Annotated in this window: 21 protein-coding genes and 1 pseudogene; 9 read left to right on the top strand and 13 right to left on the bottom strand. The window is 68.3% G+C overall.

The genetic code is table 11. The annotated features are described in order from the left end of the window. Positions 1-33 precede the first annotated feature (33 nt). Genes RWO33_RS02190 through RWO33_RS02180 form a run of 3 tightly spaced genes read right to left on the bottom strand, consistent with a single transcriptional unit; the run spans position 34 to position 3,351 of the window. Positions 34-669, bottom strand: a complete 636-nt coding sequence (locus tag RWO33_RS02190) for a DsbA family protein (RefSeq protein ID WP_314101620.1) — start codon at positions 667-669, stop codon at positions 34-36. Between the two features lie 10 nt (positions 670-679). Beyond that, positions 680-1,945 (bottom strand): amidohydrolase family protein, encoded by a 1,266-nt coding sequence (locus RWO33_RS02185; protein WP_314101618.1) that lies wholly within the window; start codon positions 1,943-1,945, stop codon positions 680-682. Next, positions 1,942-3,351 (bottom strand): amidohydrolase, encoded by a 1,410-nt coding sequence (locus RWO33_RS02180; protein WP_314101616.1) that lies wholly within the window; start codon positions 3,349-3,351, stop codon positions 1,942-1,944. Before RWO33_RS02180 ends, RWO33_RS02185 begins: the two co-directional genes overlap by 4 nt. Before the next feature lie 159 nt (positions 3,352-3,510). Between RWO33_RS02180 and RWO33_RS02175 the strand changes: the two genes are divergently transcribed. Both RWO33_RS02175 and RWO33_RS02170 read left to right on the top strand, forming a co-directional pair. Next, positions 3,511-4,287 carry an AMP nucleosidase gene (locus RWO33_RS02175; RefSeq protein ID WP_314101614.1) on the top strand — a complete coding sequence of 259 codons (777 nt, stop codon included), beginning with the start codon at positions 3,511-3,513 and terminating at the stop codon, positions 4,285-4,287. Between the two features lie 53 nt (positions 4,288-4,340). Continuing rightward, the gene (locus RWO33_RS02170; protein WP_314101612.1) at positions 4,341-4,880 is read left to right on the top strand and encodes a DUF924 family protein; all 540 of its coding nucleotides are present in this window, start codon (positions 4,341-4,343) and stop codon (positions 4,878-4,880) included. Between the two features lie 54 nt (positions 4,881-4,934). Here RWO33_RS02170 and grxD read toward each other — a convergent pair whose 3' ends face one another. Then, positions 4,935-5,861 carry a Grx4 family monothiol glutaredoxin gene (gene grxD / locus RWO33_RS02165; protein WP_314101610.1) on the bottom strand — a complete coding sequence of 309 codons (927 nt, stop codon included), beginning with the start codon at positions 5,859-5,861 and terminating at the stop codon, positions 4,935-4,937. Positions 5,862-5,921: 60 nt separating this feature from the next. Here grxD and RWO33_RS02160 point away from each other — a divergent pair, with 60 nt between their 5' ends. Further along, positions 5,922-6,704 (top strand): polysaccharide deacetylase family protein, encoded by a 783-nt coding sequence (locus RWO33_RS02160; protein WP_314101608.1) that lies wholly within the window; start codon positions 5,922-5,924, stop codon positions 6,702-6,704. A gap of 59 nt (positions 6,705-6,763) precedes the next feature. On the opposite strand, the gene RWO33_RS02155 is transcribed toward RWO33_RS02160, so the two are convergent. From RWO33_RS02155 to RWO33_RS02140, 4 genes are read right to left on the bottom strand one after another with little or no spacing between them, the layout of a single operon-like run. After that, on the bottom strand, positions 6,764-7,114 hold the full coding sequence (locus RWO33_RS02155) for a hypothetical protein (RefSeq protein ID WP_314101606.1): 351 nt from the start codon (positions 7,112-7,114) through the stop codon (positions 6,764-6,766). Beyond that, on the bottom strand, positions 7,111-7,752 hold the full coding sequence (locus RWO33_RS02150) for a methyltransferase domain-containing protein (RefSeq protein WP_314101604.1): 642 nt from the start codon (positions 7,750-7,752) through the stop codon (positions 7,111-7,113). The genes RWO33_RS02155 and RWO33_RS02150 overlap by 4 nt, the downstream gene beginning before the upstream one ends. Positions 7,753-7,808: 56 nt before the next feature. Then, positions 7,809-8,432, bottom strand: a complete 624-nt coding sequence (locus RWO33_RS02145) for an SGNH/GDSL hydrolase family protein (RefSeq protein ID WP_314101602.1) — start codon at positions 8,430-8,432, stop codon at positions 7,809-7,811. Position 8,433: 1 nt separating this feature from the next. After that, entirely contained in the window at positions 8,434-9,708 is a 1,275-nt protein-coding gene (locus RWO33_RS02140) for a pyridoxal phosphate-dependent aminotransferase (protein ID WP_314101599.1), read from the bottom strand. A 147-nt stretch (positions 9,709-9,855) separates the two neighbouring features. Here RWO33_RS02140 and rsgA point away from each other — a divergent pair, with 147 nt between their 5' ends. Then, positions 9,856-10,944, top strand: coding sequence for a ribosome small subunit-dependent GTPase A (rsgA, locus tag RWO33_RS02135; protein ID WP_314101597.1), 1,089 nt, complete (start codon positions 9,856-9,858; stop codon positions 10,942-10,944). 63 nt (positions 10,945-11,007) lie between these two features. Here rsgA and RWO33_RS02130 read toward each other — a convergent pair whose 3' ends face one another. Then, complete coding sequence (locus tag RWO33_RS02130) at positions 11,008-11,484, bottom strand: RES domain-containing protein (protein ID WP_314101595.1); 477 nt, start codon at positions 11,482-11,484, stop codon at positions 11,008-11,010. Next, positions 11,481-12,050, bottom strand: a complete 570-nt coding sequence (locus RWO33_RS02125) for an antitoxin Xre/MbcA/ParS toxin-binding domain-containing protein (RefSeq protein WP_314101593.1) — start codon at positions 12,048-12,050, stop codon at positions 11,481-11,483. Before RWO33_RS02125 ends, RWO33_RS02130 begins: the two co-directional genes overlap by 4 nt. Before the next feature lie 128 nt (positions 12,051-12,178). On the opposite strand from RWO33_RS02125, the gene RWO33_RS02120 reads away from it, so the two are divergent. Together RWO33_RS02120 and RWO33_RS02115 are read left to right on the top strand one after the other, a co-directional pair. Continuing rightward, positions 12,179-13,420 (top strand): flavohemoglobin expression-modulating QEGLA motif protein, encoded by a 1,242-nt coding sequence (locus RWO33_RS02120; protein ID WP_314101659.1) that lies wholly within the window; start codon positions 12,179-12,181, stop codon positions 13,418-13,420. A 168-nt stretch (positions 13,421-13,588) separates the two neighbouring features. Continuing rightward, positions 13,589-15,883, top strand: a complete 2,295-nt coding sequence (locus RWO33_RS02115) for a TonB-dependent receptor (RefSeq protein ID WP_314101590.1) — start codon at positions 13,589-13,591, stop codon at positions 15,881-15,883. Between the two features lie 116 nt (positions 15,884-15,999). On the opposite strand, the gene phbB is transcribed toward RWO33_RS02115, so the two are convergent. From phbB to RWO33_RS02100, 3 genes are read right to left on the bottom strand one after another with little or no spacing between them, the layout of a single operon-like run. Then, the gene (gene phbB, locus RWO33_RS02110) at positions 16,000-16,740 is read right to left on the bottom strand and encodes an acetoacetyl-CoA reductase (RefSeq protein WP_145479238.1); all 741 of its coding nucleotides are present in this window, start codon (positions 16,738-16,740) and stop codon (positions 16,000-16,002) included. 21 nt (positions 16,741-16,761) lie between these two features. Continuing rightward, positions 16,762-18,087, bottom strand: coding sequence for a CitMHS family transporter (locus tag RWO33_RS02105; protein ID WP_314101658.1), 1,326 nt, complete (start codon positions 18,085-18,087; stop codon positions 16,762-16,764). 33 nt (positions 18,088-18,120) lie between these two features. After that, positions 18,121-19,302: a porin gene (locus RWO33_RS02100; RefSeq protein WP_314101588.1), complete on the bottom strand. Its 1,182-nt coding sequence runs from the start codon at positions 19,300-19,302 to the stop codon at positions 18,121-18,123. A 215-nt stretch (positions 19,303-19,517) separates the two neighbouring features. Between RWO33_RS02100 and RWO33_RS02095 the strand changes: the two genes are divergently transcribed. The 3 genes and pseudogenes from RWO33_RS02095 (at position 19,518) to RWO33_RS02085 (ending at position 22,615) form a co-directional block, all read left to right on the top strand. Continuing rightward, positions 19,518-20,207 carry a response regulator transcription factor gene (locus RWO33_RS02095; RefSeq protein ID WP_314101586.1) on the top strand — a complete coding sequence of 230 codons (690 nt, stop codon included), beginning with the start codon at positions 19,518-19,520 and terminating at the stop codon, positions 20,205-20,207. After that, positions 20,182-21,579: a sensor histidine kinase gene (locus RWO33_RS02090; protein WP_314101584.1), complete on the top strand. Its 1,398-nt coding sequence runs from the start codon at positions 20,182-20,184 to the stop codon at positions 21,577-21,579. The genes RWO33_RS02095 and RWO33_RS02090 overlap by 26 nt, the downstream gene beginning before the upstream one ends. Then, positions 21,576-22,615 (top strand): annotated as a pseudogene (locus RWO33_RS02085) (ABC transporter substrate-binding protein). Before RWO33_RS02090 ends, RWO33_RS02085 begins: the two are co-directional and overlap by 4 nt. Positions 22,616-22,856 lie beyond the last annotated feature (241 nt).

Genomic DNA, 22,856 nt, shown 5'->3' with positions numbered 1-22,856 from the left:
CTCAAAACGCATCCCGTTGCCTGACCGCGCCGGTCAGCTTGGCCGGCTCCGCTCCACCGCAACCGGCAGCGCCACCACCCGTTCCCACTCCGGCTGCCGCAGCAGGCCCGGGTCGGCCAGCACGGCCGCCATCAGCGCGTGGCTGTCGTTGCCCCAGAACAGCTCACCGTCGATGGCCAGGGTCGGCACCCCGAACACCCCGGCGGCGATCGCCGCTTCGGTGTTCTGGCGCAGCTGTTCCTTCACCCACGGCGCCCCCACTGCGGCGGCCACGTCGGCAATGTCCAGCATCGCGCCGGGCAGTGCCAGTGCCTGTGGGCTGTCGCCGGCGCGGCCGTCGCGCCAGATCCAGTTGAACAGGATGTCCACCGCCGCCGGGGTGGCGTCCGCGGCCAGGCACAGGCGCAGCGCCGCCAGCGGGTTGAACGGGTGGCCGGGCGGGAAGCGCAGCGGCACGCCCTGCTGCTGTGCCTGCCACAGCACCTGCCGGTAGGTGAAGCGGCGCTTGGCCGGGATTTCCGCCGGACCGAGGTTGCCCATGTGGTGCAGCACCGCGCCCAGCGCAATCGGCACCGGGGTGATGCGCTCGAACTGCGGCAGCGTTTTCAGCTGCTGCCAGTGCAGGTAGGCGAACGGGGAAACGAAATCGAAGTACCAGCGCAGGCTCATGCGACGTTCCTCAATGCGAATAGGCGCGCGGCTCGCTGCCCACCGGGGCGGCGTAGCGGTCACGCAGCTCGGTCTGGCGCGAGCGCATCGGCACCGCGCGGCCGCCCAGCCAGACCTGCTCGGCGTAGTGGCCCACGTCCAGCGGGTCGCCTTCCCACAGCACCAGGTCAGCCAGTTTGCCCGGCTCGATGCTGCCCAGCCGGTCGCCTACGCCCAGCGCCTGCGCCGGCACCCGGGTCAGCCCGGCCAGGCCATCCTGCCAGGGCAGGCCGTTGGCCACCGCATTGCCGGCGAGCTGGCGCATCTTGCGGGCGTTGTGCGACGGGTCGTCGCGCTGGGTGAAGCTGACCGCCACGCCGGCAGCGTGCAGGCGCGCGGCGTTTTCCAGGGTGGCGCCCAGCTGGTCGAAGCTGGCCGGCAGGTTGCCCAGCGCATCCACGAACACCGGCACCCCGGCCTGCGCCAGCTGCGGCGCGACGCGCCACGCTTCGGCACCGCCGGCAATGGCGACCTTGATCTTTTCGCGCGTGGCCCAGCGCAGCAGCTGGCGGATGTCGGCGGCGCGGTCCACTTCCACCACCAGCCGGCCCTGGCCGGCCAGGTAACGCGCCAGCGTGGCGCGCCCGGCCGGGGTCAGCAGGGCATGCGGCGAATCGACCGCCACCCGGCCGCGCGCTTCGCGAACCATCTGCGCCAGCAGCATCCACTGCGCCGCGCGCGAGTTGCCGGGCAGTTCCGCCGCGGCGGACCCGAGGCGCAGGTACAGCGCCAGCGGGCCGATCGGATCGGCGCTGCCGTCCAGCCGCATCACTCCGCCCTGGCCGGCGACGAAGCCGCCGCCGCTGTTGGCGCCCAGCGCGGTGAAGCCGATACCGTCCAGCCGCGCCACCGGAATCAGCACCGACGCCGGGTTGTAGGCCAGGGTGACATCGAACTCCGGGCGCAGCGGCTGGTCGTCCAACTTCAGCGTGCTGTCCACCGTGGTCGCCTCACCGGAGACCTCCTCGATGCCGATGTCGGTGATGCCGCCAAACAGGGCCGGGGTCAGCGGCCTGCCGTTGGCTTCGACCACGGTCGCCCCCGCCGGCGCGGCCAGGCCGGGCCCGACCGCACGGATCACACCGCCCTGGACCAGCACGTCGGCATGCTCCAGGCTGCCGCGCGCGCTGGCGGTGTGCACGGTGGCATTGCGTACCAGCAGGTCCTGTGCCGAGCTGGCCGATGCAGCGCCGAGCAGGGCCAGCGCGAGCAGGGGAAGCAGCGAACGCGCGCTCATGGGCGGGCCTCCTGGCCGAGCATGAAGTCCGACAGCGGCTGGCGGCGTGCGTCCTGGCGGTCGTACACCTGGTGGCCGTCGATGTAGACCTTCTCGGCCAGCGCGTACGAGCTGAAGGGACTGCCGTTCCAGACCACCACGTCGCCCATCTTGCCCACCTCCAGGCTGCCGGTCTGTTGTTCGATGCCCATCGACCGGGCCGGGTTGAGGGTCAGCCAGCCGATCGCCCGCTCGGGTGCGATCTGCATGCCGGCACGGCGCGCGTTGGCGATCACCTTGGCCGCTTCCTGGTTGAGCCGCTGGATGCCTTCGGGCGAATCGGAATGCACGATCGCGCAGCTGTTGGCGGGGCGGTCGACCAGCGCGATGTTTTCGGGAATGCCGTCGAAGGCCTCCATCTTGAAGCCCCACCAGTCGGCCCACAGCGCGCCGCAGACGCCTTCGGCGGCCAGCCGGTCGGCCAGCTTGTAGGCCTCGGCGCCGTGGTGGAACGCGGCGACCTTGAAGCCGAACTCCTTGGCCAGGTCCAGCATGGTGGCCATTTCATCGGCCCGGTAGCAGTGGATGTGCACGCGGATGTCGCCATCGATCACCCCGGCCAGCGTGTCCAGCTTCAGGTCGCGCTTGCCACCGCTGTCGCCGGCGCTGTCGCCCTTGTCGCTGCCGCCGAACCAGCGCTTCTTCCTGACCTTCTTCGGCGCGTTCTTGGCCAGGTACTCGCTGGCGTCGATGAACGCGGCGCGGTAGCCGGCCACGCTGCCCATGCGGGTCTGCGGGGCCACGCCCTTGCCGGTGCCGTACACGCGCTTGGGGTTCTCGCCGCAGGCCATCTTCATGCCCCACGGCGCGCCGGGGAACTTCATCGCCTGGTAGGTGGTGGCCGGAATGTTTTTCAGGGTCACCCCGCGCCCGCCGACCAGGTTGGCCGAGCCGGGCAGGATCTGCAGTGCGGTCACGCCGCCGGCCAGGGCCGCAGCGAAGCCCGGATCCTGCGGCCACACCGAATGTTCGGCCCACACATTGGCGGTGACCGGGGCGGTCATTTCATTGCCGTCGGCGTGCGCGCCCACGCTCGGACTGGGGTACACGCCCAGGTGCGAGTGCACGTCGATGATGCCCGGCGTGACCCACTTGCCGCTGCCATCCACCTGCATCGCATCGGCCGGTGCCTGCAGCGCCGTGCCCAGCGCGGCGATGCGGCCATCGCGCAGCAGCAGGTCGGTCCGTTCCAGGCGCGCGCCGGTGCCGGTCAGCACGGTGGCATTGCGGATCACTACCGGCGCCGAGGCAATCGGTGCGTAAGTGCTGGGGTAGGGGTCCTGGGTGAAGCGCGACGCCGCCGGCGCCGAGGGCGCAGCCAGGGTGAACAGCGCCAGGCCCAGCCCGGCGGTCAATCGTGTACGCATGTGGTCCCCGATGCGGCGTGAAAGATGTTCCGCGACGCTAGCGGCTGGGCGCGGCCTTGCCAAGTGACCAAACGCACGGTGCGGACCCGCCCGGCTTGCTTATTCGTTCAAGCGCATGACAATTGGTGCGGAAAACGAGCTGCAGGACGGAACCCGGGAATGAAGAGCAAGCAGGACATCGTCGAAAACTGGCTGCCGCGTTACACCGGCGTGCCACTGGACCAGTTCGGGCCGCATGTGCTGCTGACCAACTTCGGCGGCTATCTGCACGTGTTTTCGCACCTCACCGGGGCACCGGTGCAGGGCATGGACCGACCGATGGCCAGCGTGACCAGCGACGGCATCACCCTGATCAACTTCGGCATGGGCAGCCCCAACGCGGCCATCGTCATGGACCTGCTGTCGGCGGTGATGCCCAAGGCGGTGCTGTTCCTGGGCAAGTGCGGTGGGCTCAAGCGCAAGAACCAGCTGGGCGATCTGATCCTGCCGATCGCGGCGATCCGCGGCGAGGGCACGTCCAGCGATTACCTGCCGCCGGAAGTCCCGGCGCTGCCGGCCTTCGCGCTGCAGCGTGCGGTCTCCACCACCATCCGCGACCTCGGCCACGACTACTGGACCGGCACCGTCTACACCACCAACCGGCGGGTCTGGGAACACGACGAGGCGTTCAAGGAGCGGCTGCGGCTGATGCGCTGCATGGCCATCGACATGGAGACGGCCACCCTGTTCGCGGCCGGCTTTGCCAACCACATCCCGATCGGAGCGCTGCTGCTGGTGTCGGACCAGCCGATGATCCCGGACGGGGTCAAGACCGAGGCGTCCGATGCCAAGGTCAGCTCCCAGTTCGTCGAAAACCATATCCAGATCGGCATCGAGGCGCTTAAGCTTATACGGCGCAACGGCAAGTCGGTCCGCCACCTGCGCTTTGACGAGTGATTGGCATTGGATGGATGGGCGCCACGAGGGCGCGCCGTCCACAGGGGCAGTTAATGGACGTAGCGGCAAACGTAGTGGAATTCTGGCGCGACGCGGGACCGCAGAAGTGGTTCACGCGCGATGACGCGTTCGATGCGCGTTTCCGCGAGGCATTTCTCGACGAGCACTTCGCCGCTGCACGGCGTGCGCGCGAGCATTGGCTGGAGAGCGCCGATGGCGCGCTGGCGTTGATGATCCTGCTCGACCAGTTCCCTCGGAACTGCTTCCGCGACACCGCCCATTCCTACGCCACCGACGGCCTGGCCCGCCACTACGCCATGCGCGCGGTGGAAGAGGGCTTGGATCTGCAGCTGGTCCCCAAGCTGCGCGCTTTCATCTACCTGCCGTTCGAGCATTCCGAAGACCCGCAGGACCAGGAGCGCTCGGTCGCGATGTTCGACGTATTGGGCGACAAGGAATACCTGCAGTACGCCGAACTGCACCGTGACATCATTCGCCGCTTCGGCCGCTTCCCCCACCGCAACGCGGTACTGGGCCGCATGCCGACGCCGGAGGAACTGGATTACCTGACCGAGGGTGGCTTCGCGGGGTAAAAGAAAACGCCGGCATAGCCGGCGTTTTTTTTGAAGCGTTGGTGTTGCGCGCGATCAATACTTCGGCACGCTGTTGTCCACCGCGTCCGACCAGGCATCGATGCCGCCGGTGATGTTGTAGACCTTGCTGAAACCCAATGCGCGGAACTGCTCGGCCGCCTGCGCGCTGCGGCCACCGTGGTGGCACAGGAACGCCAGCGGGGTGTCCTTGGGCAGGGCTTCCAGGCGGGCGCGGTTGTCGCCGTCGAAGGTCTCGAACGGGGCGTTGATCGCGGCAATCGCGCGCTCGTCCGCCGGGCGCACGTCGACGATGGTGACAGTGCCGGCACGGCGCTGGTCGTCAGCGTCGCGAACGGCCAGTTCCTGCACGGCCTTCGGCGCGTTCGGGTTGTCGATGGCCAGGCCCTTGCCGCGGATGTCGTCCACCCAATCGATGGTGATGCCGTCGGCGCGGCGTGCGCTGGCCAGGTCGAACTGCACGCGCAGGCCGTTGGATTCGGCGGCGATGGCGTTGTCGTCGTGCGGGGCCAGCTGGAAGTTCGGCTGGAACTGCGCGTCGATGCCGAGCTGCAGCGCAGCGCCGGGGGCGTCGGCCAGTGCGCCGCGCAGCATCTCCACCGCGGCCGGGGTCACGGTGATGCGCGGCGGGGTGCGGTCCGGCGCGGCCAGGCCAAGCACGCTGCTCAGCTCACCGCTGCCGGCCATCTGCAGGATGATGTCGCTGCCGCCGACCAGCTCGCCGTCGATGTACAGCTGCGGGATGGTCGGCCAGTCGCCGTAGGCCTTGATGCCCTCGCGGATCTCCGGGTCGGCCAGCACGTTGACGTGGGCGAATGCGACGCCCAGGTCCTGCAGCGCGCCCACGGCCTTGGCCGAGAACCCGCACTGCGGCATGGTCGGCTGGCCCTTCATGAACAGCACGACACGGTCGGCGGTGAGGATGGATTCGATGCGCGAACGCAGGGCGGGATCAAGGGACATGACGGTCAGGGTCCGGGGGTATTCGAGCCGTCCATTCTACGCGGCATGGCATCATGGGGCATGACCGTTCCAGAAACGTTGCATCGCATTCCCCGCCGCCCGTGGCGCTGGCTGCCCTGGCTGGTGCTCTCCCAGCTGGCCGTGGCGCTGCTCTGGTGGCGGTATGGCTGGACCCTGGGCCTGCCCCTGATGGTGGCCTCGCACGCCCTGTTCCTGGTGCCGGTGTTCCTGCCCAACAGCCGCTTCTACGCCCCGGTGCTGAGCCGGCTGCCGGCCCCGGCCGGACAGGTCTGGCTGACCTTGGACGACGGTCCGTCGGCCGAGACGCCGGCGGTGCTGGACCTGCTTGACCGCTACCAGGCCAAGGCCACCTTCTTCATGGTCGGCGAGCGCGCCGCCGCCCGTCCCGACCTGGTGCGGCAGGTACTGTCGCGTGGCCACGACCTGGGCAACCACAGCAACACCCACCCGCAGACCCGCTTCTGGCGGCTGGGCCCGGCCACGATGGCCGACGAGATCGCCCGTTGCCAGCAGGCGCTGGCGGATATCGCGGGCGCCCCGCCACGCTGGTACCGCTCGGTGGTGGGCATGACCAACCCGTTCGTCGCCCCGGCGCTGAAACGCTGGAACCTGACCCGGGTGGGCTGGAGCGCGCGCGGTTTCGATGGCGTGAACTGCCAGCCGCAGCAGGTCATCGACCGCATCGTCGCCGACCTGCGTCCCGGCGCGATCATCCTGCTGCACGAAGGCGCGGCCCACGGCCAGAATTTGGCCATCATCGAAGCGGTACTGCAGGCGATCCAGGCGCGCGGCCTGCACGCGACCCTGCCGCACAACCCGTAGCGCCACGCCCTGCGTGGCTTCGCGGTGTTGGACCGAGAGCAGCCACGCAGGGCGTGGCTCTACGCCTGGTCTGCCGCCACCGGGTGGGCTTGCTCCCACTGCTGGTGCACCCAGCTGCCCAGCGAGGCCTGCGCCCACAGCAACGTGATCGACAGTCCCAGCGCCAGCACCCCGGTGACGCGTCTGCGCTGATGCTGCAGCGCGCAGCCGATGCCCAGCAGCAGGCCGACCACCGTGACCCCCAGGCACACGAACAGCATCACCAGCACTGCCACCGGCACCTCGTGCATGCCCGCGTAGCGCGGGACGTGGGCGACATGTGCGGTGACCGCGAACAGCACCAGCGCGACCAGGCTCACCACCAGCGCCGCGATGCCGAGCGCGGAATGGCGAGGGCGCGGAGCGTTCAAGCCCGCTCTCCACGTACCGCGGTCACCAGCCAGTTGTTGAACGGCGTATTGCCGTACAGCGGTGCCATCGCCAGCTGCAACCCGGCTGCTTCCAGCGGCGCACGCACGCTCGCCGCATCGGGGTAGTGGCGCGGGCGCGTGCCCATCCATCCCACCAGATGCGCCAGCATGTCGGTCACCCGGGTCGTGCGGTCGCGGCCGCTGTTGTCGGCCAGCGTGGTGCGGATCACCAGCCGCCCGCCGGGCGCCACCCGCGCGGCCGCCTCACCCAGCAGCACCGGCTGGGCCTCGGCCGGCAGGTACTGCAGCACGTCCAGCAGCGCCACGCTTCCGTGGTGGTCGGGCAGGGCGGCACTCGCGTCCACGCAGTCGAAGCGCGCATCGTGCAGTGCCGCCCGCGCACCGGCGCGCTGTGCGCGGGCGATCTTGTCCGGGTCGATATCCACGCCGACGTAGGCCTGGTGGCGCTGGTTCTGCCGCAGCACATGCGCCAGCAACCCCAGCCCGCAGCCGATATCCAGCAGCGGCCGCGAACACGGCGCCAGCGCGTCCAGCACGCCCGGATACAGCGGATCGCTGCCGAGCTTGCCGCGGCTGTAGTAGTAATCGCGTCGGTTGCCGAAGCGCTGCGCCGGCATGAACGCATCGGCGATGCGGCGGGCCTGTTCCCTGGCAAGTGGTGATGCGTCCGTGCTCAGCGTGTGGCCTCGTCATCCAGGAGGGTACGCGCGACCGGGAAGGCCAGTCGCGTCCATTCGGTATACATCGCCGCCGAAGGATGCAGGCCATCCGCGGCCAGCATCGCCGCTTCCGCGCCACGCGTGCGGCTGACCGCGGTGATGTCCACGAACGCCACCGCGTGTTCCGCGCAGATCGCCTGCGCGGCCGCGTTGTAGGCGTCCAGTTCGCTCGCGATCCGTGCCGGGTCGCGGCCGTTGTCGCGTGCGAACGGGGTCACCCCCCAATCGGGAATCGACAGCACCAGTACCCGCTGCGGACGCTTGCCGGCGAACGCGATGGCGCGCTCCAGCAGCGCGGTAAAGCGCGGACGGTACTCCTCCACGCTGCGCCCGCGGTACTGGTCGTTGACGCCGATCAGCAGGCTGACCAGATCGAACGGGCCCTGCGGGCCGACCGCATCGATGCCGGCGTCCAGCTCGTCGGTGGTCCAGCCGGTGGTGGCGATGATCTGCGGTGCGCCCACCACCACGGTGGCCTCCTGCAGGGCCGTAGCCAACTGCTCCGGCCAGCGACCGGCCTGGTCCACCGCTTCGCCGATGGTGTAGGAATCGCCCAGCGCCAGGTAACGCAGCGCCACCTCAGGCCACCGCACTGCGCGGCTTGAGCGGAACCACCTTGGTATTGGCCTCGGCGCGGCGCGCCAACGCGCGGTCGATGCGCGCGAATACATCGCGCATCACCTCGGCTTCGGGCAGCAGGGTCACCCGGAAGTGGTGGCGGTAGGGCACGTTGAAGCTGGACCCCGGCACCACCAGCACGCCTTCTTCATTCATCAGTTCCAGCGCGAAATCATGGTCATCGAAACCGCGTGCGGCCGCGCCCAGCACGGCCGGGAACGCATACAGCGCGCCAGCCGGCGCGACCAGCGAGAGGTGCTCGCTGGCGTTGCATGCCTCGATCACCGCGCGCCGGGTTTCGTACAGCCGTCCACCCGGTGCGCACAGTGCCGACACCGTGTCCGGGCCGTTCACCGCTGCATCGATGGCGTACTGCCCCGGCACGTTGGCGCACAGGCGCAGCGCGCTGAGCAGGTCCATCGCCGCGCGGAACTCACCCAGCTGCGCAGCCGCGCCGGACAGCATCGCCCAGCCCACCCGCCAGCCGCAGGCGCGGTGCACCTTGCTCAGCCCGCTGAAGGTGATGCACGGGTGCTCGCCGGCCAGCGGCGCGACCGGCTGGAATACCGCGTCGTCGTACAGGATCTGGTCGTAGATCTCATCGACCATCAGCAGCAGGTTGTGCCGGCGCGCGATGTCCACGATCTGCTCCAGCAGCGCGCGCGGGTAGCTGGCGCCACTGGGGTTGTTCGGGTTGATCAGCACGATCGCGCGGGTGCGCGAGGACACCAGCGTTTCGATTTCGGCCGGGTCCGGCTGGAAGCCGTTCTCGGGCGCGCAGCGGTAGTACACCGGGCGGCCGTCATTGAGGATGGTCGCCGCCGACCACAACGGGTAGTCGGGCGAGGGCACCAGCACTTCATCGCCCGGATTGAGCAGCGCACGCAGCGACAGGTCGATCAGTTCGCTCACCCCGTTGCCGATGAACACCCGGTCCGGGTGCGCGTCGGGTGCGCCGCGGCGTGCGTACGCGGCGGCGATCGCCTCGCGTGCCTCGGGCAGGCCCTGCTGGTGGGTGTACGGATCGGTGCGGCCCATGTCGTCGGCAATGGCACGCTGCAGGTGTTCCGGTGCGCGGAACCCAAAGTTGCCGGGGTTGCCGATGTTCAGCTTGATCAGCTTGCGCCCCTGCGCCTCCAGCTCACGCGCTCGCCGCGCCAGTTCGCCCCGGATCTCGTAGCGGACTTCGGACAGGCGCTCGCGGGTGGCAAGCGGCTTCAGCGGGGGCGTGGACATGGCGGGGCCGTGATCGGGCATGGAAATCGCATACTAGCGGAAATGCTGCGTTGCAGGGCAAGGGTTCCGGGGCAAAATCCCAGTATTGGCGGGCAGTTGCCGCCCATGGCTGAGACGCGGGGGGAGCTCGCCCTCTAGAATGGGCCGATGAGCGAACTGATCGACTACCGCGCCCTGCAGACCATGGGCTGGCCCTGGGCAGGTGCCCCCGAACTGCCAGCCTGGCAGGCCCTGTTCGACGCCCACCCGCAGGCCCGCCCCGGCCGGGTGGTCGAACAGCACCGCACCGGCTACGTGGTGGCCGATGCCCCCGGCGCGGCGATCAAGACCGAATCGCCGGCCGAATGGCAGCGCCCGCGCTTCCCCAGCCACGAACGCGCCGCGGTGGGCGACTGGGTGCTGCTGGAAGGCAACCTGATCGTGGCACTGCTGCCGCGCCGTACCGCGATCAAGCGTGGCGCGGCCGGCGAGCACTACCACCAGCAGGTGATCGCGGCCAACATCGATACTGTTTTCATCGTCTGCGGGCTGGACGCGGACTTCAACCCGCGCCGGATCGAGCGCTACCTGATGCTGGTCGGCGGGGGCGGCGCGCGGCCGGTGGTGGTGCTGACCAAGGCCGACCAGACCGAGTACAGCGAAGACGCCCTGGCGGTGCTGGAAGAGCTGGCCGCGCAGGACATTCCGCTGCTGGCCATCAACGGCCGCGATCCGGCCAGCGCCAGCGCGCTGCTGCCGTGGCTGGGAGCAGGGCAGACCGTGGTCCTGGTGGGGTCCTCGGGTGCGGGCAAGTCGACACTGACCAATACCCTGCTGGGCTACGCGTTGATGAAAACCGCCGAAGTACGCGGTAACGACTCCAAGGGCCGCCACACCACCACCCACCGCGCGCTGATTCCGATGCCGTCCGGCGCCTGCCTGATCGACACCCCCGGCATGCGCGAGCTCAAGCCCACCGGCGAAGAAGCCCTGGGTGAAGTGGGCTTTGCCGACGTCGAAGCGCTGGCCGAACAGTGCCGCTTCCGCGACTGCGCCCACCAGCGCGAACCGGGCTGCGCGGTGCGCGCGGCGATCGACTCGGGCGAGCTCGATGAGGAGCGCCTGCTGAACTATTTCAAGCTCAAGGAAGAGGTGGCCGCCGCCGCCGCGAAGCTGGCGGTCCGCCAGGCCCAGCAGGCCATCGAACGGCGCCACGTCAGCAAAGGCGCGCAGTGGCGGCCCACGAAAAAACGCTGACGCACCGCTTACCAGACCGCGTAGAGCCACGCCCTGCGTGGCTGCCCCAACCCGTCAGGCGACCTACTGCCCCCGGAACAACAGGTTGTACTGCAACCGCCGCGTAGCCTGCGCACGCATCCGCCGGCTGTCCGCATGCTGTGCATTGATCAGCACGATGGATTCTTCCGGCACGATCGCCGACGGCAGCTCGACGATCGCGTGGGCGCCGCCGGCGTACCAGTTCGATCCGGTGTCGATCGACACCATCCCGTGCGGAATTGCATCCCAGCCCACCGGTAGCGTGTGGACCGAAACGATCAACCGCGCCGCCCACACCTCGTCGGGCACGTCGATCTCGATGACGTACTTGTTCAGCGGCAAGCCGCTGTCGTCGATATGCGCAGCCGTTTCCAGCACCGCCATGGCGAGGCTGGGCGCGGCATAGATCACCCGTTCCCCTTCACGGTTCCAGCGCCCGGGCGAGGTGGCGGCGCCAGCGCCGGTCATGTCGTCCGGTGCCCAGGTGGGCCCGGTGGACCCGATCCGGGCCAGCCTCATTGATAGGCGCCGCTCTGCACCGCGCCCAGTACCCGCATCACCGACGCGCGCCCGCTGGGGGTGTCCATCAGCTCGGCCGGCGCCAGCCCGCCCAACGCGGGCTGGGGCCGCTGGATCCACTGGCCCACCCACCGTTCCACATCGAAATCTCTGGCGGCGGGGTTGTCCGGTTCCGCAGCGAGCATGTCCTCGACCTTGTTGATCAGCTCCATCAGCCCGACCACCGACTGCCCGGTGGTTCCGGCAAACAGCGACTTGTCGCGCATCTTCTTGGTAAAGGTGGCCTTGGGAATCCGGACGAAGGTCTGGAACTCCGTGCTGCTGACAAAGATGTCGTCAATGAGCCCCTTGACCACCTGGTAGGGCACGCCCTCGCGCTCGATGCGCACCCGCTCGGCCAGCGGCGCGGTGCGCAGCAGGGTTCGGAAGGCATTCACCCTCGCGGGCGCCTCGTAGGCGGCCAGCGGCTCGCGGACGGAGCCGGTGCTGCGCCTCGTGCTGCGAGTGGCGTTGCCACGGGCGGTGGCCTTGTCAGGATCGGGGCGGCTGCGATCTGTGGGCGACACGGGAATCTCCTTCGGCTACTTCTGTACCAACTATAGGCCAATTATGCTCAAGGGGCCGGAACTGGCTCACATCTCGGCCCAGACCCTGATAAGGTCCATTCATGAACAGCGTCCCACGAACGCCGCCGATGACCGTGGATCGTGACGTCGCCCACCACACCGCGCTGGACGCGCGCCTGGTGCAGGCAGTGGCGGACATCAAGCTGCTTGGGCTGACCAGCTGGCCCGCGTCGCTGCAGGGCCCTTTCCTGGCCAGCGTAGCGCGCGGCCAGCCGCTGATGCCGGTCCTGGCGTACCCGAAACTGGATTTCGGCGACACCCGCCGGGAGCTGGCCGCGATCAGCGCCCAATGCGACCCCAGCCATCCGATCGGCCTGTACGTCCGCCGCTCCGCGCACAGCTGGGACCTGGCCGCCGGCCTGCTGGAATCCCTTGGCAGCGCAGACGTGGACCGCTACTCGGTGGAGCTGTACGGCGCGCCCGAGCAACCGCTGCCGGGCAACGGCCCCAGTACCCGCGACGCTGCGCGCCATTTCATCCAGATCGCCCAGGAGCTGGATCACGAACTGCTGGCGCCGGAGGAACAGGTGCCGGTGTCGGCCACCGCGCTGCAGTTGCAGCTGCAGAGCGACCTGGACGCGTTCTTCGAGTCGCGCATCATCAGCGTACAGCTCGACCCGGAGCTGATTTCCAAGGCTGCCGCCGGTCCCACCCGCATCCGCCTGCGTACCAGTGCGCGCTTCAGCGCCTACGACCGCGCGCAGCTGTTCCACCATGAAGCCCTGGTGCATTCGCTCACCGCATTGAACGGGCGTGAACAGCCGCACCTGCCCAGCCTGGCGCTGGCCTCGCCACGCGTTACCGCCACCCAGGAGGGGTTGGCCACCTTCGCCGAGCAGATCACCGGCAGCATCGACATCGAGCGTCTCAAGCGCATCAGCCTGCGCACCGAAGCCATTGCCATGGCCCGCGAAGGCGCGGACTTCATCCAGGTGTTCCGCTATTTCTGCGACGCCGGGCAGAACAACGAAGAGAGTTTCGCCTCGGCCCAGCGCGTGTTCCGCGGCGTTCCCGTCACCGGCGGCGCGGCCTTCACCAAGGACACCGTGTACCTGCGCGGACTGGTCTCCGTACACACCTTCTTCCGCCACATGCTCGCCGAAGACCGCCTGCAGAACTGCCGCTGGCTGTTCGCCGGCAAGATGTCGTTGACCGACGCGCTGGACTTCGCCCCGCTGTTCGAAGAAGGCATCCTGCGCCCGCCGCGCTGGCTGCCGCACTGGGTCAGTCGCGCTAACGGCTTGGCGGGCATGCTGGCATTCTCGTTGTTTGCCAACCGTATCCGGATGGATCAGCTGGCTGCGGAATGAGGCGGTCGTACCCGTCGTTGGTGGGCGCGCCGTGATTCCCTTGAATACAGGCACCTCGTCGCACTTTGCGACACGCTTCGGCAACCCGTAAGAATCCTTTCATGTTGCGTCCGCAAGATGGCCGCGCACCTGCATCGCGCAGGCATCTCCATCACGCAACGGACCCTCATGCTCAACCGACCCCTGACGATCGCTGTGGCGATCGCGCTGTGCGCTTCCAATGCGCACGCCGCCGACGTGGACGCCACCCTCGACGCCAACGGCGCGCCCAGCGCCCGCACCCTTGATGCCGTTTCGGTGATCGGCCAGGGTGAAACCCGGCAGGTGCAACGCATCACCGCCGTGGACAAGCAGGTGCTGCCGCCCGGCACCAGCGCGCAGAAGATCCTCGACCGCCTGCCCGGCGTGTCGGTGCAGTCCAATGACGCCTTCGGCGCCAATGAGGAATCGCAGACCATCAGCCTGCGCGGCTTCGACAAGAGCCGGCTGGGCTACACGCTTGACGGCATTCCGCTGGGCGACAACAGCTACGGCAACTACAACGGCCTCAGCATCGCCCGTGCACTGATCGCCGAAAACCTGGCCGGCGCCGAGCTGTCCCAGGGCATCGGCTCACTGGGTGTGGCGTCCACCAGCAACCTGGGCGGCACCATCCAGTATTTCTCGCAGGACCCCTCCACCGAGTTCGGCGGCCGTGCCAGCGTCACCGTGGGCGACGACAACCAGCGCCGTGGCTTCCTGCGCGTGGACACGGGCGATCTCAATGGCTTCTCCGCCTACGTGTCCGGCGTGCACCAGGACGCGGACATGTGGGCCGAACCGAACCAGAACCAGACCACCCGCCAGTTCAATGCCAAGGCCGTCTGGAACGTGGGCGACCATCGCTTCGGTGCCTTCGCTGCGACCTCGCGGGTCAGCCAGGCCAACTACGCCTACCTCTCCAAGAGCATGCTCGAACGCGGCCTCGGCTGGGACTGGAACATCTACGCGCCTGACTGGGACCGCGCGCTGGCTGCCGCCTACTGCGCGCCGGCCACCTACAACGCGCAGCGCTGCGCCTTCAGCGGTGGTGTCAACAGCATCGACGACGCGTACTACCAGAGCCGTGCGCTGCGCGATGACAACCTTTACTCGCTGGATGCCGACCTTGCCCTGGGTGACAGCGCCCGCCTGAAGCTGCTGGCCTACCACCACGAGAACCGCGGACAGGGCCACTGGTGGGCACCGGGGCAGGCGTCCAATCCAGGTACGCCGCAGGCGCTGCCGATCTCCATCCGCAGCACCAACTACACCATCAACCGGCAGGGCGTCACCGCCGCGCTGAGCTGGCAGCTGGGCCTGCACGAGCTGGAAGCCGGCCTGTGGTACGAACGCAATGACCACAATGTCGAGCGCAACTTCTATTACATCACCGGCCCGTTCCTGGACGACGGCTACCTGAACTACCCGAACCGTCGCCTGTTCGACCAGGACTATGACATCCGCACCCGCCAGTTCTACGTGCAGGACCGCATGCGTTTCCTCGACGACAGGCTGACCGTGGACGTGGGCATCAAGAGCCCGAACACCCGCATGACCGCCGCGTCCAGGCCCGGCACCGAAGCCAGCTATGCCTCCGGGACGCTGACCGCCAAGGAATCGGTGCTGCCGCAGGCCGGTATCGGCTTCAAGCTCAGCCCCAACAACGAGGTGTTTGCCTCGTACTCGGAGAACATCGCGGCCTTCGTGGGCGGTGGCAGCGGTGGCCCGCTGCAGGTATCGCCGGAATCGTTCGCGGCCAGCGTGGACGACCTGGAGCCGGAGAAGTCGCGTTCGTTCGAAGCCGGCTTCCGTACCTTTGGCGAGAAGTACCAGGCCTCGATCGCGGCCTACCATGTGATGTTCGACAACCGCCTGCTGTCGCTCAATCCCTGCACCAGCATCGAAGTCGGCACGCGCCCGGAATGCATCACCCGCTTCATCAACGTGGGCTCGGTGAAGAGCCAGGGCGCCGAGCTGACCTTCATCCTGAAGCCGGTTGACGGGCTGCAGTGGTACAACGCGGTGTCGTGGAACAAGAGCACCTACGAGGACGACTACACTTCCGGTGGTTCGATCGTGCCGGTGGCCGGCAAGATCACCGTCGATACCCCGCAGCGCATGGCGTCCAGCGAGATCAGCTGGAACCGCGATGGCTTCTTCGCCAGCCTGCGCGCCAAGTACACCGGCAAGCGGTATTACACCTACACCAACGACCAGTCGGTGCCGGGCGTGACCACGTTCGATGCGGGCATGGGCTATGCGTTCGGGCCGGGGCTGGGGTTGCGCGACGTCAAGGTGTCGTTGAATGCGACCAACCTGACCAACAAGCGCTACGCTGGGCAGCTGAGCTCATTCGCTCCGACCGATCCGGCCGGAACGCGGTATGCCATCCACGCGAGCGCGCCGCGGCAATTGTTCATGACGGTAAGCGCGGAATTCTGACGGTGGGTCGCCGCCCGACCAACGGTCGGGCGCTACCGTTCGGGGCGACATCGAACCGGGATGCAGGGTAGGTGCCGACCGTTGGTCGGCACATTGCCCGTCATCCCGGCACTGCATCAGAACATGTGCAATCCGCCGTTCACGGCGTAATCGGCGCCGGTCACATACGCGGCGTCATCCGACGCCAGCCATGCGCACAGGCTGGCCACCTCTTCGGGCTTGCCGAGGCGGCGGATCGGGACCGAGCCTGCCAGGCGGTCCAGCACATCCGGTGGGAAGCTGCTGATCGACTGGCTGGCGATATAGCCCGGCGAAATGGTGTTCACCGTCACCCCGCGCGTGGCCACCTCATTGGCCAGGGCGCGGCTGAAGCCGTGCATCGCCGCCTTGGCGGTGGCGAAGTTCACCTGGCCGATCTGGCCCTTGTGCGCGCTCACCGAGCCGATGTTGATGATCCGGCCCCAGCTGCGTGCGGCCATGCCGTCGATCACCTGCTTGGTGATGTTGAACAGTGCATGCAGGTTCGAGCCCATCACCGCGTTCCAGTCGTCCTGGCTCATCTGCCGGAACAGCACGTCACGACTGCCGCCGGCATTGTTCACCAGCACATCGATCTCGCCGACCTCGGCCTTGACCTTGGTGAAGGCCGCCACCGTGGACTGCCAGTCCGCCGCGTTGCCTTCGGAGGCGATGAAATCGAAACCCAGTTCGCGCTGCTCGCGCAGCCAGCCGGCCTTGCGCGGCGAGTTGGGGGCGCAGCCGGCGACCACGGTGTGGCCGTTGCGGGCCAGCTTCTGGCAGATGGCAGTACCCACGCTGCCCATGCCGCTGGTGACGTATGCGATGCGAAGCGTCATGTCAGGACTCCTTGAAGATCATCAGGCAGCGAACGGATACAGGGCGCACAGCAGGCTGCCTGCCATCAGCACCAGCGACACCATCACCGCCCACTTCAGGGTGAATTTCTGGTGGTCGGCGAATTCCACCTTGGCCAGCCCCACCAGCAGGTAGGTGGACGGCACCAGCGGGCTCAGCAGGTGCACCGGCTGGCCGGCGAGCGATGCGCGCGCCATTTCCACCGGCGTGATGCCGTAGTTGCCGGCCGCCTCGGACAGGATCGGCAATACGCCGAAGTAGAAGGCGTCGTTGGACATGAAGAAGGTGAACGGCATCGACGCCAGTGCGGTGATCACCGCCAGGTACGGGCCCCATGCATCCGGAATGACCGCCAGGAAGCTGTGCGACATCGCCTCCACCATCCCCGTGTTGTTGAGGATGCCGGTGAAGATGCCTGCCGCGAAGATCAGCGACACCACCGACAGCACGTTGCCGGCGTGGTTGACCACGCGGCGGCGCTGTTCGGCCAGGTTCGGGTAGTTGATCACCAGCGCGATGGCGAAGCCCACCATGAACAGCACCGGCATCGGCAGCACGCCCATGATCAGCGCGGTCATCAGCGCCAGGGTCAGCGCCAGGTTCACCCACAGCAGCTTCGGCCGCTTGGTGTCTTCCGCGTCTTCCACGGTCGGCAGCGCGCCGTCGTCGGACACGCTGGAGTCCATCCAGCTGCCACCCTGCGGCAGCTTCACCACGCCCAGCCGGCGACGTTCCTTCAGGCCCAGGTACCAGGCCAGCAGCAGCACCGAAGCGCAGGCCAGCACCATCGCCGGGATCAGCGGCACGAACACATCGGCCGGGTCCACGTGCAGTGCAGTAGCCGCACGTGCGGTCGGGCCGCCCCACGGGGTAAGGTTCATCACCCCGCCGGCGAGGATGGTCACGCAGGTCATGTTGAGGGCATTCATGCCCAGCCGCTGGTACAGCGGCAGCATCGCCGACACGGTGATCATGTAGGTGGTGGAGCCGTCGCCATCGAGCGAGATCAACATCGCCAGCGCCGCAGTCCCGAGCACGATCTTCATCGGATCGCCCTTGACCAGGCGCAGGATGATCCGCACCAGCGGGTCGAACAGCCCGGCGTCGATCATCACCCCGAAGTACAGGATGGCGAACATCAGCATCACGCCGGTCGGCGCGATCTTCTTGATGCCGTCCAGCATCATCTCGTCCAGCCCGTTACCAAATCCGGCCAGCAGCGCGAAGATGATCGGAATGGTGATCAGGGCGACCAGTGGCGACAGCCGTTTGCTCATGATCAAGTACATGAACGTAATGACCATGCCAAAGCCGAGGATGCTCAGCATCATCTGCGGACTCCTTGCAACGTAGAAGAGAGGTTAGAAATCGAACTGCAGCCGGCCGGTCACCGCGCGCGTGTGGTCCACCGTGGTGGCAGCCAGGCGATCACGGTTGCGGCTGTCGATCAGGTTCAGCATGAAGCGCAGGTTCGGGCGCAGGTACCAGTTGCCGCCCAGCGTCCAGGCTTCGGTGAGCCCGTCGCGCAGGTCGGGCTGGCCGATCAGGTGCTGCTCACCGCGCATCTGGTCGTAGCGCAGCGCCAGCTCGAACGCGCCGGCCTTGTGCCGGATGTCCTTGATGCGCGCAAAGCGGCCGGTTTTACGGTCGTAGCCGCGCGACTCGCCGGTCACGAACCAGCTCAGCATGCCGTAGCCGGCCAGCACCGTTCCGCGCTGGCTGCCATCGTTGAAGGTGGCGCCACTGAATTCGCCCTGCCATGACAGCGGGCCCTGCACCTGTGCGTACTCCAGCGACCACTTGTTCACGTCGGTGTCGCGGCCAGCCGAGAAATCGACCAGGGTCAGGCGGCTGTTGTCGGACAGGTGTCCGGCCGGGCGCGGGCGGATCCGCAGCGCCGGCACGCCGTTGGCGCCGGGGCTGTCGTACCGCTCGTGCGCCAGCGACAGGCCCAGGTGCAGCACATCGCCCGCGGTGGCGCCCGGCGCCCAGGTGGCGCGGCCACCGGCCGCACGGCCCTTCACCTGCCACGCATCGATGCTTTCCAGGCTGTAGGCGCTTGCGGACCAGGTCATGTCGCCCCTGGCGGCCTGCCACGAGGCGCCCAGCCGGTACAGCGGCGCCAGCGTCGTACCGGCATTGCCGCGCTCCAGGAAGCTCCCGTAGTTGGAACCGGTGCGGTCATCGAGCGAGAAGAACTGCTTGAACTGGCCTACGCTGAGCTTGCCCCCGCTAAAATCACGGCTGACGTAGACGTCCTTGGCTTCCACCTGGTCGCCGGAGAAGTCCGCTTCCAGCTTGTAGTCCACCACGAAGAACCTGCCGGACATGTCCAGCCAGGCACGGCGGATCTCGGTGTCGTCCTTGTTCGGGGTGCCGCGGTACTCGTTGTCGAAATCCGCGAAATCCAGGTGCAGGCGCCCGCCGAAGGTGGCGGTGAGCGGGCGTTCGTCGTCGGCATCCGCGGCGGCCCACAGCGGCAGGGCGGGCAACAGCAAGGTGCAGGCGACCAGCCCGCGCCAGCGCAGGAGATTGAGAACCATGAACCCTCCCAGGTACATGTGGGCGGATCGGCAGGCCGGGGCCGTGCAGTACCGCAGGTGGTGACAGGAGCGACCCGCACCGTGGGGGAGGTGCGATGGCGCAGCCTAGTGCGGCGAAGCTGTCATCCACCTGTCGGCGCCTGCTGCAGCGCAGCGCAACCCACGAAACACGCCGCTCGCGCTACGATTCCTGCATCGCTCCCCATTCCCGTCCCATGCGCATCCTGCTGGTAGAAGACAACCCGGACCTGGCCGACGCCATCGTTCGCCGCATGCGCCGCAGCGGCCACGCGGTGGACTGGCAGAGCGACGGCCTGGCCGCCGCCAGCGTGCTGCGCTACCAGAGCTTCGACCTGGTGGTGCTGGACATCGGCCTGCCCAAGCTGGATGGCCTGCGCGTGCTGTCTGGCATGCGTGAGCGTGGCGACACCACCCCGGTACTGATGCTTACCGCCCGCGATGGCATCGAGGATCGCGTGCAGGCGCTGGATGTCGGCGCCGATGATTACCTGGGCAAACCGTTCGATTTCCGCGAATTCGAAGCGCGCTGCCGCGTGCTGCTGCGGCGCACGCGCGGCCAGGCCAGCGAAGTGGTGCAGATCGGCGGGTTCCAGTTCGACAACGCCTCGCACCGGGTCAGCCTGGATGGCCAGCCGATCGAACTGCCCAACCGCGAGTACCGCCTGCTGGAAATCCTGATGGGCCGGCTCGGGCACGTGGTGGGCAAGGACGAGATCGGCAATGGCTTGTTCGGCTTCGACGACGAAGCCGGCCCCAATGCCATCGAACTGTATGTGGGCCGCCTGCGGAAGAAGCTGGCCGACGCGCCGCTGCGCATCGTCACCGTGCGGGGCAGCGGTTACCTGCTCGAAGCCGTCGATGGCGCGCCCGATGCCGAGGGCTGACACTCGTGCGCCCAGCTCGCTGCGGCGCACGCTCACCCTGTACCTCGGCCTGCTGCTGGCGGTGTTTGCGGTAGCCCTGCTGTTCGCCGCACGCGACTACGGGCAGCGCGCCGCCAACCGCTCCTACGACCACCTGCTGGTGTCCTCGGCCCTCTCGATCATCGACTCGGTGGCACTGGTGGATGCGCAGTGGCAGGTGGACCTGCCGTACGCCTCGCTCGACCTGCTCGCCATGGCGCCTGATGACCGCGTGTTCTACCGCGTCTACGACGCACGCGGGCGCACCGTGACCGGCTACCCGGACCTGCCACCGCCGCCGCGCCCAGCCAGCGACGAACCGCAGCTGTTCGACGCGGCCTACAGTGGCGAAACCGTGCGCTTCGTGGTGGTGTCGCGGCGCGTGTCCTCGCCTTCGGCGCAGGCCGAAGTACGCGTGCAGGTCGGCCAGACCCGGCGCGCGCGCGAAGCGGTGGCGCAGGACATCGTCAACCGTGCGCTGCTGGCCATTGGCGTGCTGTCCCTGCTGTCGCTCGCGTTGGTCGCCTTCGGCGTGCACCGCGCGTTCCGCCCGCTGGTGAAGGTGGAGCGCGAACTGTCGCGCCGCGAGCCGTCCGACCTGAGCCCGCTGGATGCGCGCGTGCCGCGTGAGATGGACCAGATGGTGGCTGCGTTGAACCGTTTCATGGCGCGCCTGTCCAGCAGCAACGAAACCCTGCGCGCGTTCATGGCCGAGGCCGCCCACCAGATGCGCACTCCGCTGGCTGCGCTGCGTGCGCAGGCGCAGCTGGCGCTGGACGATGAGGACCCTGAAGACATGCGCCGCAGCCTGGTCGCCATCGACCGCAACGCCACCCACATGAGCCGCCTGCTCAACCAGCTGCTCAGCGACGCCAGCGTGATCCACCGCTCCAACCTGCAGCGCTTCGCGCCGGTGGACATGGTGGAAATCGTGCACCAGGCGCTGCACGAAGCATTGCCGCAGGCCTTGCCCGCACCCCGCGTGCAGCTCGCGGTGGGCGTGGCCTCCTCGCGTGTGCAGGGCGATGCGCTGCTGCTGCGGGAAGCGATCAAGAACCTCATCGACAACGCCCTAAAGTACGGCGGCAACGGCCCACTCCAGGTCGCGCTGACCGAGGAGGGCGCGTGGAGCGTGGTCACCATCGCCGACCACGGCCCCGGCATTCCACCGGGCGATGCCGAGCGCGTGTTCGAGCGCTTCGCCCGTGGCGAAGATGCCGCACCGGGCGGGGCAGGGCTGGGCCTGGCCATCGTCAAGCGCGTGGTCGACAGCCATGGCGGCCAGATCGACCTGAGCAACCGCCCCGCGGGCGGGCTGGTCGCCACCATCCGCCTGCCGAGGCTGCACGCATGATGCGCATCGTGATGCTGTTGATGTTGATCCTCGCCAGCCCCGCGCTGGCCGAGCCGGGCGACGTGCAGCGCTTCCCCGCCAAAGGCCCGGCCACCGCCCAGCTGCGCCTGCATGGCTCCACCGACATCGAAGTGTTCGGCACCGTCATCGCCGACTACCAGCGGCTGCACCCGGGCACCGAAATCATCTACGAAGACGTCATCGCACAGGACATGTACGCGCAGTACCTGCGCGACCGGCACGGCCCCACCGGCCCGGACATGCTGATCAGCAGCGGAATGGACCTGCAGGCCAAGCTGGTCAACGACGGCCACGCCCTGCCGCATCGCTCGCCGCAGACCGACGCGCTGCCCGCGTGGGCGCAGTGGCGCCACGAAGCCTTCGGCATCAGCTACGAACCGGTCGCGATGGTCTACAACACCCGCACCCTGCCGGCCGCGCGCGTGCCCAGGACCCGCCGCCAGCTGCTCGAACTGCTGCGCGCGCCGGACGCCCCGTTGGCCGGCAAGGTGGGCACTACGACGTGGAACGCAGCAGCGTCGGTTATCTGCTTGCCACCCAGGACGGCCAGCGTGGCAGCATGGCCGGCGCCTTGCTGGGCGCGCTGGGCGACAACCAGGTACAGATGGAAGAGCGCACCGGCGTGCTGCTGGACAAGGTCAGCAGCGGCCAGCTCTCGCTCGTATACAACGTGCTCGGCTCCTACGCCCAGGCCCGCATCGATGCCGGCGCCCCTTTGGGCATCGTCGAGCCGGAGGACTACACCCTCGTTGTGCTGCGCACCGCCGTGATCCCGCGCACCGCGCCCAATGCCGCTGAAGCCCGCCGCTTCCTCGACTACCTGCTGTCCCCGCGCGGCCAGCAGGTGCTGTCCCGCGAAGCCCGGTTGATGTCCATCCTCCCGACCCAACGCGGCCGCGCCCCGGGCCGCAGCTACCGCCCGATCCTGCTGGGCCCGGGCCTGCTGGTTTATCTGGATGCCCTGAAACGCCGCCAGTTCCTCGACGCCTGGAAGGGCAGCACCCAGCCACGTTGAACCACGCGGAAACCAGCGGTCGCGCTCCTTTCCGCGCAGGACACGCATGGCGTGTCGCTACCCGGAGCCCGCGCCGGGACACGCCATGCGTGTCCGCCCCCGCCAGCCGAACAACCGCGCCGCGACACGCCATGCGTGACCACCCCCCGGCCAAACAACCGCGTAGGGACACGCCATGCGTGTCCGCTCTTCCCCACCGTCCGCATGATCCCAAACCCCGCGTAGAGCCACGCCCTGCGTG

It is taken from the genome of uncultured Stenotrophomonas sp., assembly GCF_963519925.1.
Classification (GTDB): domain Bacteria; phylum Pseudomonadota; class Gammaproteobacteria; order Xanthomonadales; family Xanthomonadaceae; genus Stenotrophomonas; species Stenotrophomonas maltophilia_AE.
Note: the sequence above shows the minus strand (reverse complement) of the source record. Positions and strands in the feature narration are given on the sequence as shown.